Source organism: Streptomyces sp. RerS4, assembly GCF_023515955.1.
GTDB lineage: Bacteria > Actinomycetota > Actinomycetes > Streptomycetales > Streptomycetaceae > Streptomyces.
The window spans coordinates 6,369,064-6,386,577 of record NZ_CP097322.1 but is presented as its reverse complement, the minus strand read 5'-3'; the positions used below and the strand labels follow the sequence as shown (position 1 = coordinate 6,386,577).

Below are 17,514 nucleotides of genomic sequence, written 5' to 3'. Positions count from 1 at the left end.
CCTGCCCGCCGCGCTGCTCACCCTGGTCTGCGCCGGGGCCGCCCCGGCGCCGCCGCGCCCCGCCCGTACGGTCCGAGGTCCGGGCGCTGCCGGGGCCCGAGGGTCGTGCGACGGGCCCCGCGTCCGCGCCGCGCACCTTCGACGCCGCGCCGGCGCGGGCCGCCCTGGAGCGGCTGCTGCCGCGCCACGCCCGACAGTTCACCCTCGTACCCGACCCGGCCGCCGGCCCCGACACCTTCACCGTGTCGGGGAGGGCCGGGGCGGTCACCGTACGCGGCTCCACCGGCGCGACCCTGCTGACGGGCGTCGGCTGGTACCTCCAGCACGTCGCCGGCGTCGACATCGGCTGGCCGGGCGACAGCCTGGGCATGTTGCCCGCCACCCTGCCGGCCGTCCCCGAACCGGTCACCCGCAGCGCGAAGGTCGCGCACCGGTACGCGCTCAACGACACCGACGACGGGTACGCGGGCCCGTACCGCTCCTTCGAAGAGCACCGGCGCCAGATCGACCTGCTCGCCCTGCACGGGGTCAACGAGGTCTTCGTGCAGGTCGGTGCGGAGTACCCGTACTACCGGGCGCTCCAGGGCTTCGGCTATTCGCCCGAGGAGCTGCGCGCGTGGATCCCCGGGCCGGCGCACCAGAGTTGGTGGCTGCTGCAGAACCTGAGCGGCTTCGGCGGTCCGGTCTCCGAGCGGCTGATGAGCGAACGGGCCCGGCTGGGCGGTCGCATCGCCGAGCAGCTGCGTTCCCTCGGCATGACCCCCGTCCTGCCCGGCTTCTTCGGTACGGTGCCACCGGAGTTCACCGCCCGCAACCCCGGTGCGACGACGGTGGCGCAGGGCGACTGGGCGGGCTTCGACCGGCCCGACTGGCTCGACCCGACCTCGCCGGTGTTCCGTCGGCTCTCGGCCGCCTACTACGCCGAACAGCGGGCGGTGTTCGGCGACAGCACGATGTACCGGATGAGCCCGCTGCACGAGGGCGGGCAGACGGGCACGGTCGACGTGAAGGCCGCCGCCGGCGCGATCCAGCAGGCCCTGCACGCGGCCCACCCCGGCGCCGTGTGGGCGGTGCTCGGCTGGCAGGACGACCCGACGGCCGAGCTCCTCGCCGGGGTGGACACCTCGAAGCTGCTGATCCTGGACGGGCTGTCCGACCGGTACAACCGCCTGGATCGCGAGGCGCGTTGGGGCGGGACCCCGTACGCGCTGGGCAGCATCCCCAACTTCGGCGGGCACACGACGATCGGCGCCAACACCAGTGTGTGGATCGACCGGTTCGCCGCCTGGCGGGCCAAGAGCGGCAGCGCGCTGGTCGGCACCGCCTACCTTCCGGAGGCCACCGGGACCAACCCGGCCGCCTTCGACCTGTTCACCGACCTCGCCTGGGAGAAGGACCCGGTCGACCAGCGGGCCTGGTTCGCCGCGTTCGCCTCACGCCGCTACGGGCGGCCCGACGCGCAGGCCGCGGCGGCGTGGGAGGAGCTGCGCACGGGCCCGTACAGCACCTCGTCGGGGATGTGGTCGGAGTCCCAGGACAGCCTGTTCACCGCCCGGCCGAGCCTGACCGCGACCGGGGCGGCGTACTGGAGCCCCAAGTCGATGCGCTACCCGGCCGGTTCGGTACGTCGCGCCCTGGACCACCTGCTGCGGGTGGCACCGGCGGCGCGCGGCTCCAGCGCCTACCGCTTCGACCTCGTGGACACCGCCCGGCAGGCCCTCGCGAACCACTCGCGGGTGCTGCTGCCGAAGATCAAGGCGGCCTACGACGCGAAGGACCTGCCGCGCTTTCGCGAGTTGCGGGCCCAATGGGCCGAGGGAGAAACCCTGTTGGACACGCTCACCGGAACCGATCCGAACTTCCTGCTGGGCGGCTGGCTGGACGCGGCCCGCGCCTGGGGCGCGGACGCGGCGGAGCGCGAGCGCAACGAGTACGACGCCCGCTCGATCCTGAGCGTGTGGGGCCGGCGTTCCACCAGCGAGGGCGGCTTCCTGCACGACTACGCGAACCGTGAATGGAACGGCCTGATCTCTGAGTTGTACGCGCGCCGCTGGAAGGTCTACTTCGACACGCTGGAGGAGGCGCTGGAGCGCGGGGCGCAGCCCCGGGCGGTGGACTGGCACGCCTTCGAGGAGGAGTGGGCCCGGCGCACCACCCGCCATCCGGCCCGGCCGGTCGGGGACGCGTACGCGACGGCGGCGCGGGTGGCCGCCGCGCTGCCGGCGGCGCCGGCCGCCGGCTGAGGTACACCACCTCGCGGCCCGCTGCCCGCGCCTCGGGGCGCCGGTTGACTGGCCCGGACCGATGACGGGCGACCGGTGAACGGAGTGCGCGATGTCCGAGACCGAGCGGGAGCGGCCGCGCACCACCGCGCCGGGCTGCGGCTCCGGCGGCGTGTGGGCGGCCCTCGGCGCCTCGCTGGACGGGCTGGTCGAACTGCGCAAGCGCCGCCCGGCCGGCCCGTGCCCCTGTACGCGCGACCGTAGCCGGCCGGTGTTCGCCCCGGGGCGGCCGGCGGGGGATGCTGGAGGGGCGGATCCGGCGGAGGGCAGACCAGGCGGAGGGCGGTCCCCATGAGCGGTGCGAGGCAGGTGCCCCGGCGGCGGGCGTCCGCGCTCGGCGCGCTGAGCGGGGCGGTCGCGGCGTTCGCCGGGCTGGCCTTCGCGGAGCCGGTGGCGGCCCTGGTCCGGCCGGAGGCGGCTCCGCTGACCGCCGTCGGCGGGGCGGTGGTCGACCGTACTCCCGCCGCCGTCAAGGAGTGGGCCATCCGGTCCTTCGGGACCTCCGACAAGGCGGTGCTGACCCTCGGCGTGGCGGCCCTCCTCGCGGCCCTCGCCGGCTGCGCGGGCGTCCTCGCCGTACGCCGCCCCGCGCGGGCGTCGCCCTGGCCGGGGCGGTGGGGTGCTCGGGGCGGCGGCCGCGCTCACCCGGCCGGAGGCGACCTGGCGGGACGCCCTCCTCGCTGCTGGGCGGAGCCGTCGCGATGGCGGTGCTCCACCTGCTGGTCCGGTCGATCCACCGGGCCCGCCCGCAGAGCGCCACGGGCGGCTGGACCGGCGCGGCTTCGGCCGGCTGGTCGTCGCCACGGTCGCGGCCTCGGCCGTGGCGGGCCTCGCCGGGCGGCGGCTCGGCGCCCACGGCGCGGCCGGGGCGGGCGCCTCCCGGGCCCGACTCGTCCTGCCGCCGGCGGCCGTACCCGCGCCGCCCGTACCAGCGGGGGCGGACCTTCGCGTGGCGGGCGCGCAGCCCTTCGTCACCCCGAACCGGGACTTCTACCGCGTGGACACCGCTCTGGTCGTGCCCCGCGTCGACGCCGACTCCTGGCGGCTGCGCGTCCACGGCGAGGGCGTCACCCGGCCCCTCACCCTGAACCTCGCGCAGCTGCTCGCCCGACCCCAGACCGAGCACGACATCACCCTGGCCTGCGTGTCGAACCCGGTCGGCGGCCCGTACGTGGGCAACGCCCGCTGGCTCGGCGTACCCCTCGCCGACCTGCTGCGCGAGGCGGGCGTGCGGCCGCCGTCCCGGGGCGGGCGGGCCGACCAGCTGGTGGCCCGGTCGGTCGACGGGATGACGATCGGCACGCCCGTCGAGACCGTCATGGACGGCAGGGCCGCGCTCCTGGCGGTGGGGATGAACGGGGAGCCGCTCCCCTTCGCCCACGGCTTCCCGGTCCGGATGGTCGTGCCCGGCCTGTACGGGTACGTGTCCGCCTGCAAGTGGCTGACCGAGCTGCGGTTGACCACCTTCGCCGCGTACGACGCGTATTGGGTGCGCCGCTCGTGGGCCCAGCGGGCACCGGTGAAGACGCAGTCGCGCATCGACGTACCGCGCCCGTCCGCCGAACCCCGCGCGGGGGCGGTCACGGTGGCCGGCGTGGCGTGGGCGCAGCACCGGGGCATCGCGCGGGTCGAGGTACGGGTCGACGGGGGCCCGTGGCAGGAGGCACGGCTGGGCGCGGCGGACGGGGTGGACACCTGGCGGCAGTGGGTGTGGCGGTGGGAGGCGGCGCCGGGCCGGCACGTCCTGGAGGTACGGGCCACCGACGGCCGGGGCGACGTCCAGCCGGCGGAGCGTACGTCGACCCTCCCGGACGGGGCGACGGGCCTGCACGCGGTCACGGTCGAGGTCCGGGCGCCGTAGGCCGTGTCTTGTGGATCATGCCGGGCTCCCGACGCCCGGCATGATCCACAAGACACGGCCTAGGCCCGCCCCGCACGGTGCGGCGTAGGGTCGTGTCATGCCGGAGACACAGCGGAACCTTGAAGGCAGGGTCGCCCTCGTCGCGGGGGCGACGCGGGGCGCGGGGCGCGGGATCGCCGTCCAGTTGGGTGCGCGGGGCGCGACGGTCTACGTGTCGGGCCGCAGCACCGCGGGGCGGCGTTCGGAGTACGACCGGCCGGAGACGATCGAGGAGACGGCGGAGCTGGTCACCGCGGCGGGCGGGCGTGGCATCGCGGTGGTGGCCGACCACCTCGTGCACGCCGAGGTCGAGGCGCTGGTGGGGCGGATCGACGCCGAGCAGGGGCGCCTTGACGTACTGGTGAACGACATCTGGGGCGGGGAGAACCTCTTCGAGTGGGAGAGCCCGGTCTGGGAACACGACCTGGACAAGGGGCTCCGGATCCTGCGGCTGGCGGTGGACACGCACGCCATCACCAGCCATTTCGCCCTGCCGCTGATGTTGCGCCGGCCGGGCGGGCTGGTGGTGGAGGTGACGGACGGCACGGCGGAGTACAACGCCGACAACTACCGGGTCTCGTTCTTCTACGACCTCGCCAAGTCGGCGGTGCTGCGCATGGCGTTCGCGCTCGGGCACGAGCTGGGGCCGCGCGGGGCCACGGCGGTCGCGCTGACGCCGGGCTGGCTGCGCTCGGAGATCATGCTCGACCACTACGGGGTGACCGAGGCGAACTGGCGGGACGCGCTGGAGAAATCCCCGCACTTCGCGATCTCCGAGACCCCCGCCTTCGTGGGGCGGGCGGTCGCGGCGCTGGCCGCCGACCCGGAGGTGTCCCGCTGGAACGGGCAGTCCCTCTCCAGCGGGCAGCTCGCCCGGGTGTACGGGTTCACGGACCTCGACGGCAGCCGCCCGGACGCCTGGCGCTACCTGGTCGAGGTACAGGACCCGAACCTCCCGGCGGACACCACCGGCTACCGCTGAGCCCCCGCTACGCGCCGCGGGTTTCGATGCGGTGGGTCAGGCCGTCCAGGACGCAGGTCAGGCCGAACTCCCAAATCGCATCGGGGTCGTAGGCGCCGACGGCGGCGCCCACGCGGCCGGCGAGGGGGTAGCGGGCGGGGTCCATCGCGCGCTCCAGCAGGGGTGCGCTGACCGCCCACCACTCCTCGTCGCTCTGGCGGTCGTTGTGGGCGGCGGCGTCGGCCGCCGCGAGGGCGTTGGCGTGGACGAAGCCGAGGAGGTGGGTCAGGGCGGCGTCCATCTCGGCGTCGGTGAGGCCGATGCCGTCGAAGGCCGTCAGTTCGTACTCGTACTTCGCGATGACCCCGGGGCCCAGCGGGGGGCGGGTCACGGAGAGGTCGGCGATCCACGGGTGGCGCCGGAGCAGGTCCCGGTTGTCCTCGGCGACGCGGGTCACCCGCCGCCGCCACGACTCGCCGGGGTCCGGCTTTTGGCGGCGCATGCGCGCGTAGGCCTCGTCCAGCATCAGGTCGAGCAGCTCGGCCTTGCCGGGGACGTACGTGTACAGGGTCATCGGGGTGACCCCGAGCCGCTTCGCGAGGGCGCGCATGGTGAGGGCGCCCAGGCCCTCCTCGTCGGCGAGGGCGAGCGCCGCCGTCACCACGGCGTCGACGGTGAGCCCCTGTCGCGGGCCGCGCCGCCCGGCCGGCGGCTCCTGGCCGGGCTCGCGCCACAGCAGCTCCAGCGTGCGGACGGGGTCACCCGCCCCGCTGCGGTCCTTCGTCATGTCCGGCCTCTCCGCCCGCCCGAAAAAAATTATCTACGCCGTACAGAATACAGTGTATAAAGTAACTCCGAAACACCGTCCCAGCGAGGAGTTCCGTGCAGATCACCAGCGCCGCGATATCCCTGACCGTCGACGACGTCCGCGCCTCCGCCGCCTTCCTGGCCGGACACTTCGGCTACACCGAGGCCATGGCGACCGAGGACTTCGCCTCCCTGACCCACCCCGGCGGACCCCACGTCCTGTTCCTGCGACGCGGCGTCGAGGTGCTGCCCGAGGAGGTCCGGGGCCGGCACGCGGACGGGTTGATCCTCGCCTTCACCGTCTCCGACCTGGCCGGGGAGTACGAGCGCCTGCGCGCCGAGGGCGCCCCGATCGCCATGGAGCCCCGCGAGGAGCCCTGGGGCGAGCGCCTGTTCCAGGTGCGCGACCCCAACGGCGTGATCGTCCAGCTGGTCGAATGGGCCAACGGCACCGATCCCCACGCGCAGGCGACCGATCCCCGACCGCAGACGACCGACCCCCACCCGCAGGCGACGCCCGCCGCCGACGGCCATCAGGTCATCCAGGTCCGGGGCGCCCGGGAGAACAACCTCGCCGACCTCTCCCTGGACATCCCCAAGCGCCGCCTGACCGTCTTCACCGGCGTCTCGGGATCCGGCAAGTCCTCGCTCGTCTTCGGCACCATCGCCGCCGAGTCGCAGCGCATGATCAACGAGACGTACACGGCCTTCATCCAGTCGTTCATGCCGAGCCTCGGCCGCCCGGACGTGGACGGGCTGCACAACCTGAGCGCCGCCATCGTCGTGGACCAGGAACGCATGGGCGGCGGCTCGCGCTCCACGGTCGGCACCGCCACCGACGCCTCGACCATGCTGCGCGTCCTCTTCTCCCGGATCGGCACGCCGCACATCGGCACCTCCTCCGCGTTCAGCTTCAACACCCCCGAGGGGATGTGTCCGCGCTGCGAGGGCATCGGTCAGATCTCGGACGTGGACGTCGACCAGCTCGTCGACCGCGAACTGTCCCTCAACGAGGGCGCGATCACCGTCCCGGGCTTCGCCGTCGACTCCTGGTACTGGCAGATCATGGCGAACTGCGGCTTCTATCCCCCCGACAAGAAGCTGAAGGACTTCACCGACCAGGAGTGGCAGGACTTCCTGCACCGGCCGTCGGTGAAGGTGAAGGTGGGGTCGAACAACTTCACCTACGAGGGCCTGATCACCAAGATCTCCCGCACGTACCTGGCCAAGGACCGCGAGTCCATGCAGTCCCACATCCGCGCGTTCGTGGACCGCGCCGTGGTCTTCGCGGACTGCCCCGACTGCGGGGGCAGCCGGCTGTCGGCCGCCGCGCTGTCCTCGCGCGTCAACGGGCTGAACATCGCCGAGTGCTCCGCGCTCCAGATCAGCGACCTCGCCGCCTTCGTGGACGGCATCGAGGACCCGGGCGTCGCCCCGATGCTCGCCAACCTGCGCGACCTGTTGCGCTCGCTCGTGGAGATCGGCCTCGGCTACCTCAGCCTGGACCGCCCCTCCGGCACCCTGTCGGGCGGCGAGGCGCAGCGGGTCAAGATGGTCCGTCACCTCGGCTCCTCCCTCACGGACATCACGTACGTCTTCGACGAGCCGACCACCGGACTGCACCCGCACGACATCAGGCGGATGAACGACCTGTTGCTGCGCCTGCGGGACAAGGGCAACACGGTGCTGGTGGTCGAGCACAAGCCGGAGGTCATCGCGATCGCCGACCACGTCGTGGACCTCGGCCCCGGCGCGGGCACCGCCGGCGGGCAGCTGTGCTACAGCGGTGACGTGGCCGGGCTGCGCGCCTCCGGCACCCTCACCGGCCGGCACCTCGACCACCGGGCGCGGCTGCGGGAGGCGGTGCGCTCCCCGCGCGGGCACCTGTCGATCAAGGACGCCGATCTGCACAACCTGAAGAACGTCAACGTGGAGGTGCCGCTCGGCGTGCTGACGGTGGTGACGGGGGTGGCGGGCTCCGGCAAGAGTTCGCTGGTCCACGGCTACCTGGCCGGGCGGGACGGGGTGGTGGTGGCCGACCAGTCGCCGATCCGCGGCTCGCGCCGGTCCAACCCGGCGACGTACACGGGTCTGCTGAACCCGATCCGGTCCGCCTTCGCCAAGGCCAACGGGGTCAAGGCGGCGCTGTTCAGCGCGAATTCGGAGGGCGCGTGCCCGAAGTGCAACGGGCTCGGGGTGATCTACACGGATCTGGCGATGATGGCCGGGGTGGCCTCGGTCTGCGAGGAGTGCGAGGGACGGCGTTTCACGCCGGAGGTGCTGACGTACCGGCTGCGCGGCAAGAACATCGGCGAGGTGCTCGACATGCCCGTGGCGGAGGCGCACGGGTTCTTCACCACCGGTCAGGCGCGCGCGGTGCTGGGACGGCTGGTGGACGTGGGCCTGGGCTACGTACGGCTCGGGCAGCCGCTCAGTACCCTGTCGGGCGGTGAGCGCCAGCGGCTCAAGCTGGCCATCAGCATGGCGGAGGAGGCGTCGACGTACCTGCTGGACGAGCCGACGACCGGGCTGCACATGGCGGACGTCGACCAGCTCCTCGCCCTGTTGGACCGGCTGGTGGACGCCGGCAACTCGGTGATCGTCATCGAGCACCACCAGGCGGTCATGGCGCACGCCGACTGGCTGATCGACATCGGTCCGGGCGGCGGCCACGACGGTGGCCGGGTGGTCTTCGAGGGCACCCCGTCGCGGTTGGTGGCGGAGGGGGACACCCTGACGGCTCGGCACCTGCGGGAGTACGTGGGCGCGTAGGCGGTCACGGCGGACGCGGCGTGTCCCGGTGTGCCGCTGCGTACGGTGTGCGCACGCGCTAGCGTGGGGGTGTGTCCTCCGCAGAGCAGACCCCCGCCGCGCCCGTCCCCTCCGGGGGGACCCGGCCGCGCCGCCGGAAGGAACAGCCCGCGCTGAGCCGGGAGCAGATCGTCGCCGCGGCGGTGCGGTTCCTGGACGCCGAGGGCCTGGAGGCGCTGAGCATGCGCAAGCTCGGCGGCGGGATGGGCACGGCGGCCACCTCCCTGTACCGGCACGTGGCCAACAAGGGCGAGCTGATCGAGCTCGTCGTGGACGAGGTCTTCGGCGAGGTCGAACTCCCCGCCGGCGCCGGCCCCGAGGGGTGGCGCGAGGCCCTGTCGCACAGCGGGCACAGCCTGCGCGACATGGTCCTGCGCCACCCCTGGGTGGCCTCGGTCCTCGGCCGGGTCGGTCTGTCCCACCCGGGGCCGAACCAGATGCGCGTGTCGGAGCGGATGCTCGGGCCGGCCCGGTCGGCCGGCTTCCCGCCCGGCGAGGCCGAGCTCGCGATGCGGGCGGTCATCTCCTACGTCATCGGCGCGACCACCAGCGAGGCGTACGGCCCCTCCCTGCTCGATCCGGCGCGCACGCGCGCCGAGCACTTCGACTACGGACTCCAGCGGGTCCTCGACGGTTTGGCGACCCGGATCAACCGAGGCTGAGTTCGCGGTTCCCGTCGAGCGGCGCGAAGGCGCGGGCGACATCGGCCTCCCGGACGTCCTCCAGGGCGGACGGGTTCCATCGGGGCCGGCGGTCCTTGTCGATGACCTGGGCCCGGATGCCCTCGACCAGGTCGGGGTGGGACAGGGTGTTGCAGGACACCCGGTACTCCTGTTCCAGGACCCGTTCGAGGGGGCCGAGGCGGCGGGCCCGGCGCAGCGCCTCCAGGGTGACCTTCAGGGAGGTGGGCGAGCGCGTCAGCAGGAGTTCCGCGGCCTCCTTGGCGGCGGGCACGCCCGTGGCGTGGAGACGCTCGATGATCTCCTCGACGGTGTCTGCGCCGTAACAGGGGTCGATCCAGGCGCGGGCGTCGGCCAGTTCGCCCGGCGGCGGGGCCTGGACGTGCCGGGCGAGGGCTTCGGCCACGGTGTGCTCGGCGAGGCCCCGGGCGAGGGCGGGCAGGGCGTCGGCCGGCACGTGGTGGTCGGCGAGCCCGCACAGGAGGGCGTCGGCCGCGCCGACGGCGGAGCCGGACAGCGCCAGGTGGGTGCCGAGTTCGCCGGGGGCGTGGGCCAGCAGGAAGGTGCCGCCGACGTCGGGGACGAAGCCGATGCCGGTCTCGGGCATCGCGACGCGGGAGCGTTCGGTGACGATCCGGACGCCGCCGTGGGCGGAGACCCCGACCCCGCCGCCCATGACGATGCCGTCCATCAGGGCCACGTAGGGCTTCGGGTAGCGGGCGATGCGGGCGTTGAGGCGGTACTCGTCCCGCCAGAACGCGGCGGACGCGGCGCCGCCCGCCTTCGCGTCGTCGTGGATCGCGCGGATGTCCCCGCCCGCGCACAGGCCCCGCTCCCCCGCGCCGCGGATCACCACCGTCCGTACGTCGGGGTCCGCCTCCCAGGCGTCGAGGGCTTCGGAGATCCGGCGGACCATGGCATGCGTCAGCGCGTTGAGGGCCCGCGGCCGGTTCAACGTGAGGAAGCCGGCCCGGCCCGCCCGGTCGATCACTACGGTGTCGTCTTCGCTCTTCACACCGGCCAGTATGCCGACGGGCCGACGGGCCGACGGGCCCCCACCGCCTCCTGAGTCCGAACGCCAAGGGCGCCCGGAGCGTTCCGCGAGGGAACGGTCCGGGCGCCCTGTCGTGCGCGGGTCGGCCTCAGGCGGCCTTGGCGCGCTCCGGCTCACGGGCGGCCGGCACGGACTGGTCGGCGCGCAGCTCCTGGGCCGGGGCGAGCGGTCGGGCGCCCTTGCCCGAGCCGATCGAGCCGAGCGCCAGGACCACGAGGCCGGCGAGGGTGACGCCGGCGCCCGCCCACAGCGGGGAGATGAAGCCGTAGCCGGCGCCGATGGCGAGGCCGCCGATCCAGGCACCGAGGGCGTTGCCCACGTTGAAGGCGGCGATGTTGGCGCCGGAGGCCATGGTGGGCGCGTCCTGGGCGTACTTCATCGTCCGCAGCTGGAGGCCGGGGGCGGTGGAGAGGCCGATGGTGCCCATGAGGAGCAGGGAGATGACCGTCATGATCTTGTTCTCGGCGGTGAGGGCGAACACCGCGAGCACCACCGCGAGCAGCCCGAGGCTGACCATGAGCGAGGTGTTCAGGGCACGGTCGGCGAACTTGCCGCCGTAGAAGTTGCCGACGAAGGTGCCGATGCCGAAGAGGACGAGCAGCCACGGGACGGTGGCGGTGGCGAAGCCGCTGACCTCGGTCAGGGTGAACGCGATGTAGGTGAAGCCGCCGATCACGCCGCCGAAGGCGAGGATGCTGAGCGTGATGGACACCCAGACCTGACCCCGGCGGAAGGCGCCGAGCTCGCCGCGCAGGCTGACCTCGCCGGGCGGGGCGGTCTGCGGGACCAGGAGCTTGATGCCGGCGAGGGCGACGACGCCGATGACGGTGATCGCCCAGAACGTCGAGCGCCAGCCGAGCTGCTGACCGAGGAAGGTGCCGAGCGGGACGCCGAGGACGTTGGCGGCGGTGAGGCCGGCGAACATCAGCGAGATGGCCCCGGCCTTGCGGGTGGGGGCGACCATGTCGGCGGCGACCACCGCGCCGACTCCGAAGAACGCGCCGTGGCACAGGGCCGCGACGACGCGGCCGATCATCAGCAGCGAGTACGACGGCGCGACCGCGGAGATCAGGTTGCCGATGATGAACAGCACCATCAGCGAGAGGAGCACCTTCTTGCGGTCGAACCGGGCGATCGCCGCGGTCAGCACGATGGCGCCGATCGCCACGCTGAGCGCGTAACCCGAGACCAGGTACCCGGCCACCGATTCGGTGACTCCGAAGTCCGCGGCGACCTCGGGCAGGAGCCCGACGATCCCGAACTCGGTGAGGCCGATACCGAAGCCCCCGAGTGCTAAGGCGATAAGCCCGATAGGCATGTCCAAACCTTTCATTACGGTGCAGGCGCCGTTAGGCGGCGTCTGCAATTTTTGTCTGCGCGGGCTATCGGCGCAAGCCCGATAGCGGGTGGTCAGCGCGTGGTGTAGCGGGACTCCAGCGGTCCTCCACCGCCCGTGTACCGGACGGGCGGGCGGCCCCTACCGGGGGGCCAGGCGGAAGCGGAAGTCGTGGAACAGCTCGGTCTCCTCCGTTCCCGCGCCGCGCAGGCGCAGGGCGAAGCCCACCAGGGCGTGGTCCAACATGTAGAGCCGGTTGCCCTCGTCCCGGCCGTCCTCGGAGAGCCGCCCGGCGACCCACTCCATGGCGGAGAGGCCCCCGTAGCGGGCCCGCGGCTCGAAGAGCCGGTGCGACGCGTTGATCTCCCCGAGCATGTTCAGGACGTAGCTCAGCGGATAGGGCCGGTTGGCGCGGTCCAACTCGGTCCGCTCCAGGTCGGGGTAGGAGTCCACCAGCCGGTCGACGAACTCGTCGTCCAGCAGGTCCGTCCGGCCCGTGACCATGGCCGTCGAAATCATGTAGGGGTACGCGATCCCGTTGAGGAAGAAGTTCGCGCCCGGGTCGATGTCCTTCCACTGACCCACCACGCCCTCGACGAAGGCGTCCAGGTCCGGCACCTGCTCCTCCAGCCGGCCCAGGTTGTGCAGGGCCACCAGGTAGTAGAGGCCCATGTGGGTCCGCTCCACCGGGGAGATGCCGGCCATCAGCTCACGGGCCTCCGCGAGCCGGTCCTTTCCGTGGGTCAGGTACTCCTCGCGGCCGGACATCGCGATCGCGTTCAGCATCGTGAGGAGGGGATAGACCTTCGAGAAGGCCGGCGTCATCGGGCTCGGGAACGACGGGGGGTTGTCGATCTCGTCGGCGCGATCCAGGTAGTCCAGCACCTCCCTCATGTAGTCCCGCTCGCCGTCGAAGATCAGCGCGTCGTAGCCGAGCAGGCAGATCACCGACAGGAGCATGGAGCCGCCGCGCCCACGGAAGAACGGGCCGGGGATCCCCTCCAGCAGATCCAGCGCCTCGCTGACGTAATTGCGGGGGCCGGAGACCAGCCGGTCCTTCAGGCCCAGCTGACCGAGGGCCAGGAACACCGCGGAGTAGGCGGAGAGGCGCTCGTAGTCGCCGTGCCGGCCGCTGTTCTCGTCCTGGATGCGGTCCGGCTGGATCTCGTCCGCCACCGCCAGGATCTCCGCCGGGAAGTCCAGTTCCTGGTTGACGAGGAACCCCCGGTCCAGGCCCAGCTTGGCGAAGGCGTCCATCAGGATGCAGCCGGCCATCAGGCGGTAGTAGAGGTTCTCCTCCGAGCGGATCACGTCGAGGATCGGTCCGAGCGCCGGGCCGACCTCCGCCTCGCCGGCCCCGGCGGGGTCCTCGACCTTGAGGATCAGGTCCGCCAGGAGCCGGGAGAAGTGGGTGTAGGTGTTGGCGGGTGACACGCGCCGCGACAGGAGTTCGAACGTCCGACGGATCTGCGCGGCGAGGTCGGGATCGTAGGCCATGGGGTACTGGCCGAGGCCGATGCCCCGCACCATCCGGCTCCACGGGGTCGCGATCATCCGGGACTCGTGTCGCAGGTCCTTCAGGCCCGCCACCGGCATCGGGTGGGAAGCAACGGCCATGAGTAGATCCTTCCTGCGGGTTGGACATGGGTGGCTGTGACTGTGTTTCGAATGAAGGGGAACCAGTGCCACCCGCGCGGGTCGCCCCCGTGGGGGGCCGACCCGAAACCACTAGGAACACTGGCAGGTGACACTGGGGTTCCGCCTGACCGCCGCTTGAGCCTCGCGGCCTTACGCGGCCCTACGCGGCGGCCGCGGCGCCCCGGTCGAAGCCGGAGCCGCCGAACCGCAGGCCGACCAGCGCGTGACCACGGGTGACGTAGGGCAGGGGCGGAACCGTCAGGCCCAGGAACTCGTCCCGGTCGCCCTCCAGCATCTCCAGCGCCCAGTTGAGCCACTTGATGCCCTCGCAGTAGATCGCGACGGGCCGGCGCTGCGTCTGGTAGGTGTCCGTCAACGTGCCGTCCAGCTCCGCCTGGAAGTGGAAGGGCGGCATCGCCGTGAAGTGGCTGCCCATCATGAACACGAAGCGGATCAGCCAGTACGGGTCCTCCCGCACGTAGCGCGAGTGCGGGTCGTCCAGCCCGTACACCGCCGTCATCACGGGGGCGAAGTAGTCCTCCATCCCGCGGGGGACGGCCGCCGTGTCGATCGCCTCGCCGGCCGCCGTCACGTCCCGGACCCGGTACGCGTCCTGGTACGGGTTGCCCTCGTCGAACTCGATCTCGACCTGGGGCGCCCGTCCCCGGCCCGTGCGGACCTGGAGCCTGAAGCGCTCGAAGTGGATCTCGTCGTAGTGGCCGATGGAGTTGTGCCAGGGCTTGTTGTCGTACATCGGGTCGTCGCGGGTGTCGGCGCCGTCGGTCTTGAAGCCGATGGCCCGCGGGTCCAGGAACCGGATCCCCAGCGACTCGGGGGTGATGGCGTCCAGCGCCGCGTCCACCTCCGCGCGCGGCGCGCCCGCCTCGATCAACCGCTGGGCGCGCAGGAGCGGTTCGGGATCGGCCATCTTGATGTTCTCGGTGTTCGTGTCGCCCATGACCAGCGAGTGGAACCGCGGCTCCAGCACCTCCAGGTACTCGGGGTGCGCCCGGAAACGTTCCAGCAGCGCCGACGAGTTCAGGTAGGTGACGCCGTTGATGACGATGGTCGGGGTGTCGAGGAGGTCCGGGCCGAAGGTCACGGGGGCGGTCTCCCGGCTGAGCGCGAGACGGTCCTCGATCTTCTGGAAGTAGGAGATGTCCACGGTCTCCCCCGGGGCGGGGACCCGACTGACGGAGTGCACCTGCTCGTTGAGGACCCGGAAGATCTGCTCGTAGAGCCGGGCGATCACGGCCGGCGGCGGGGAGTACTTCTCGACGAACCGACTGACCTCCTCGCCCTTCACGTAGCTCATCTCGTAGATGACCTCGCGGTCCGTGGTCCGGCCGTCCTTCTGGAGGTGCGCGGGGATGGGGATGTCCCGCTCCAGGATCTCGCCGACCTCGGGGAAGTTGCGCCGCACGGAGTCCGGCAGGGCCTGGAGGTACTCCGCCTGCTTGCGCGCCTTCGCGAACGGCGGCAGCATGACGCCCTCGCCGTCGGGGTCCCAGTGGGCCGTGGTCAGGGCCTCGCTGAGGATCTTGCGTACGGTGATCTCCGTGTCGCCGTCCCGCCTGATGAAGATCGTCATGGACTCGCTGCCGCCGGCCCCGAACCCGACGATCTCCTCGTCGGCGTGGACGTAGGCGTACACCGTGCTGCGCAGGAGCCTGCGGCCCTGGGCGTAGCGCAGGACCTTCTCGTGCTCGGGGGTGAGGCTGAGGACCGCGCGGTCCTCGAAGGCGTCGAGGGCGGGGTTGGCGCGGCGCTCCCCCACCTCGGCCGGGTCGAGGAGCTCGATGACGTCGGTCCGGAAGGGGCCGGCGTCCACATCGGCGGGGTCGATCGGGGAGCCGAGCGCGACGATCTGGAGGCGCCCGTTGAGGTGGATGCGGCGGACGGGCGTTTCGAGGGCGAGGTGGTGGAAGACGGCGCGGGTGGAGGCTTCGAGGTCCTTCTTGGACTGGACCGGGACGCCCTCGGGTGAGATGACGGGGATCCCGGAGGGCTTGAGGGTGAAGAACAGGCGCTGGAGCGCGGCTCGGGTCTCCTGCGCGCGGTGGCCGTGCTCCGCGTGGGCGCTGCCGACGGCCATGGCCTCGGCGAGGGGGACGGCCCCGGAGGCGGCGAGGGCGACGAGCCAGCCCTCGGGGTCGGAGCCTTCGAGGAAGAAGTCGCTCTGCGCGAAGAGGGCGGGGCGGTGCCGGCGGAGCATGCGGAAGAGGGTGTACTGGTAGGCGATCCGGCTCGCGGCCGCGGGGTCGGCGTACGGGTCGCCGTCCGGGTCCCGGTCCGGCACGGCCTCGGCTTCGCCGGCGGGGTGCGAGTCGAGCAACGTCCCGATGGCGCGGACCGGTTCGGCGGCGGCGGCGGTGTCGTCGGCGGTGTCGTCGGGGCGGGCGAAGTGGAAGACGACCACCTCGGGCTCCTTGACGTCGGTCGACTCGCGGGTCGAGATCCGGCCGGCCGCGTCGAGGATCCTGAGTTCGGCGTAGGCCTGGCCGAGGGTGTCCGCGTTCCCGCTGATCCGCTTCTTCAGCCGGGCCTGGAGGACGAGTTCGCCCGCGTCGAGATCGACGGCGTCCCGATGGTTCGACGTGTGCTGGAAGACCTCCAGGAAGCGGTGGAAGGCCGGTGAGCCGTCGCGTTCGGAGTGCAGCATCTCCCGGGTGATGACGCGACTCATCGTGCGGTACAGGTACGTGTCGAAGAAGGGGCTCTTCGAGGCCATGCGGAAGAGGCTGCGGAGCGTGTCGTAGTGCTGCTCCTCCAGGGGGCCGCCCGTGGTGCGCAGCCGGTCCAACTCGCCGGTCAGACCGTTCATGAGGCGCACGGACCCGATGAGCAGGTCGGTCTCGGAGACCTCACCGGTGTAGGGCATGGCGGGAGCCTCCACGTCGTTGTCGGCCAGCAGTTGGAGGGACTTGCCGCCGAGACCGAATTCCACGACCATTTCCGGGTCGAGGCTTTCCAGGATTTCGGCGGTGGTGCCGGAGGCCATGATTTCGTCGGTCATGGCGAGAACCGCTTTTCTGATGTCCGCGCCCGTGGTGAGCAGACCCGCGTCGTTGTTGGAGACCACCGGGGTGTGAGGGTGCTTGAAAATGATGTCGTTCTCCTCGATGAAACGGGCCAGGGCGCGGCGGACGGGTCGCATCCGCTCGGAATGGGCCAGGAATACGGTCGGGTCCTTCAATTCCTGCGCGGTGACGGACGGGAAATCCTTCAGGTACCGGTCGAATCGCGCCTTCACGCCGGCGCGGACGTACACGTTCACCTGCCGACGGGAATACCGCTTGTGGACCTCGACGTCGGTGGTCGGATAGGCGGTCCGCAGCTCCGCGAGAAGGTCGGCGAGGGCGTCGGACTCGCCCTTCAGGGCCACCACGTGGGACGGCTCGCCGACCAGCGGCTCACCGCGCGTGAGGCCGGTCAGGTACGGGGCCAGCTCCCGGGCGAGGGGCTCGGTGGAGGGCTCGCCCGAGGCGGCCAGCAGCATGAGCGGCGTGAAGGCGCGGGCGATCCGCACGCCGTCGGCGACGGAGAGGGAACCGCAGGCCACGGCGGAGGCCAGGACGCCGAAGCTCTCGCCGGTGTAGGCCGAGAGGTCGAGGGGCCGGCCGGCGCGGACCGCCGCGGCGCGCAGGTGGGCGTGGAGGGCCAGGTTGTGCACGAGGAACGCGGCCCCGATGAAGCCCTGCTGCTCCAGCTTCCCCTCGGGCATGTTCTCCGGGGCGGTCAGCAGGCGGTCGGGGCGGCCCGGCAGGCCGAGGGCCCGTGCGCCGTCCTCGTAGACCCCGGCGACTTCCGGCATTCCGCTGTCGAGGAGGAAACGGCCGAGGTTCCGGTAGGCGGCCCGGCTGCCGAGGCCGGGGAAGAAACCGACGATGCCGTGGCGATGTCCCGTCTCCGCGGGGCCGCCGCCGGCCGTGGTCCCGGCTAATCCCTCTCGTATGGTGTCGCGTTCCATTTCCGCTTTCCTCCCCGTCGTGGTCCGCGTCCGCGGGTCTTCCTCGCGGCCGCGTTCTCCGTTCGCTCTTCGAGA

General features: G+C 72.3%; 10 protein-coding genes and 1 pseudogene. 6 read left to right on the top strand and 5 right to left on the bottom strand.

Annotation, left to right across the window (positions count from 1 at the left end; translation table 11 throughout):
- Positions 1 to 86 precede the first annotated feature (86 nt).
- The 4 genes and pseudogenes from M4D82_RS28650 (at position 87) to M4D82_RS28635 (ending at position 5,164) form a co-directional block, all read left to right on the top strand.
- Positions 87 to 2,243 carry an alpha-N-acetylglucosaminidase gene (locus M4D82_RS28650; protein WP_283844555.1) on the top strand — a complete coding sequence of 719 codons (2,157 nt, stop codon included), beginning with the start codon at positions 87 to 89 and terminating at the stop codon, positions 2,241 to 2,243.
- Positions 2,244 to 2,334: 91 nt separating this feature from the next.
- A complete protein-coding gene (locus M4D82_RS28645; RefSeq protein ID WP_249769643.1) occupies positions 2,335 to 2,577 on the top strand; it encodes a hypothetical protein in 243 nt (80 codons plus the stop codon).
- Positions 2,574 to 4,143: pseudogene (locus M4D82_RS28640) on the top strand (molybdopterin-dependent oxidoreductase). The gene M4D82_RS28645 and the pseudogene M4D82_RS28640 overlap by 4 nt, the downstream one beginning before the upstream one ends.
- Before the next feature lie 97 nt (positions 4,144 to 4,240).
- On the top strand, positions 4,241 to 5,164 hold the full coding sequence (locus tag M4D82_RS28635; RefSeq protein WP_249769641.1) for an SDR family oxidoreductase: 924 nt from the start codon (positions 4,241 to 4,243) through the stop codon (positions 5,162 to 5,164).
- Positions 5,165 to 5,171: 7 nt separating this feature from the next.
- Here the strand turns inward: M4D82_RS28635 and M4D82_RS28630 are convergent, their stop codons facing one another.
- Positions 5,172 to 5,930: a TetR/AcrR family transcriptional regulator gene (locus tag M4D82_RS28630; RefSeq protein ID WP_249769639.1), complete on the bottom strand. Its 759-nt coding sequence runs from the start codon at positions 5,928 to 5,930 to the stop codon at positions 5,172 to 5,174.
- Between the two features lie 95 nt (positions 5,931 to 6,025).
- On the opposite strand from M4D82_RS28630, the gene M4D82_RS28625 reads away from it, so the two are divergent.
- Both M4D82_RS28625 and M4D82_RS28620 read left to right on the top strand, forming a co-directional pair.
- Complete coding sequence (locus M4D82_RS28625; protein WP_249769629.1) at positions 6,026 to 8,722, top strand: ATP-binding cassette domain-containing protein; 2,697 nt, start codon at positions 6,026 to 6,028, stop codon at positions 8,720 to 8,722.
- Positions 8,723 to 8,793: 71 nt separating this feature from the next.
- Positions 8,794 to 9,423, top strand: coding sequence for a TetR/AcrR family transcriptional regulator (locus tag M4D82_RS28620; protein ID WP_249769627.1), 630 nt, complete (start codon positions 8,794 to 8,796; stop codon positions 9,421 to 9,423).
- Here the strand turns inward: M4D82_RS28620 and M4D82_RS28615 are convergent.
- From M4D82_RS28615 to M4D82_RS28600, 4 genes are all read right to left on the bottom strand, one after another.
- Positions 9,410 to 10,456 carry an enoyl-CoA hydratase/isomerase family protein gene (locus M4D82_RS28615; protein WP_249769625.1) on the bottom strand — a complete coding sequence of 349 codons (1,047 nt, stop codon included), beginning with the start codon at positions 10,454 to 10,456 and terminating at the stop codon, positions 9,410 to 9,412. The two genes, M4D82_RS28620 and M4D82_RS28615, sit on opposite strands and share 14 nt — an antisense overlap.
- Before the next feature lie 127 nt (positions 10,457 to 10,583).
- Positions 10,584 to 11,813 carry an MFS transporter gene (locus tag M4D82_RS28610; protein WP_249769614.1) on the bottom strand — a complete coding sequence of 410 codons (1,230 nt, stop codon included), beginning with the start codon at positions 11,811 to 11,813 and terminating at the stop codon, positions 10,584 to 10,586.
- Between the two features lie 159 nt (positions 11,814 to 11,972).
- Complete coding sequence (locus tag M4D82_RS28605; protein ID WP_249769612.1) at positions 11,973 to 13,448, bottom strand: hypothetical protein; 1,476 nt, start codon at positions 13,446 to 13,448, stop codon at positions 11,973 to 11,975.
- 181 nt (positions 13,449 to 13,629) lie between these two features.
- Entirely contained in the window at positions 13,630 to 17,439 is a 3,810-nt protein-coding gene (locus tag M4D82_RS28600) for an ACP S-malonyltransferase (protein WP_249769601.1), read from the bottom strand.
- Between the last annotated feature and the right edge of the window lie 75 nt (positions 17,440 to 17,514).

Coding starts and splice junctions, on each gene's coding strand:
- M4D82_RS28605 (WP_249769612.1), bottom strand. CDS start 13,448: ATGGCCGTTGCTTCCCACCCGATGCCGGTGGCGGGCCTGAAGGACCTG.
- M4D82_RS28645 (WP_249769643.1), top strand. CDS start 2,335: ATGTCCGAGACCGAGCGGGAGCGGCCGCGCACCACCGCGCCGGGCTGC.
- M4D82_RS28600 (WP_249769601.1), bottom strand. CDS start 17,439: ATGGAACGCGACACCATACGAGAGGGATTAGCCGGGACCACGGCCGGC.
- M4D82_RS28635 (WP_249769641.1), top strand. CDS start 4,241: ATGCCGGAGACACAGCGGAACCTTGAAGGCAGGGTCGCCCTCGTCGCG.
- M4D82_RS28630 (WP_249769639.1), bottom strand. CDS start 5,930: ATGACGAAGGACCGCAGCGGGGCGGGTGACCCCGTCCGCACGCTGGAG.
- M4D82_RS28610 (WP_249769614.1), bottom strand. CDS start 11,813: ATGCCTATCGGGCTTATCGCCTTAGCACTCGGGGGCTTCGGTATCGGC.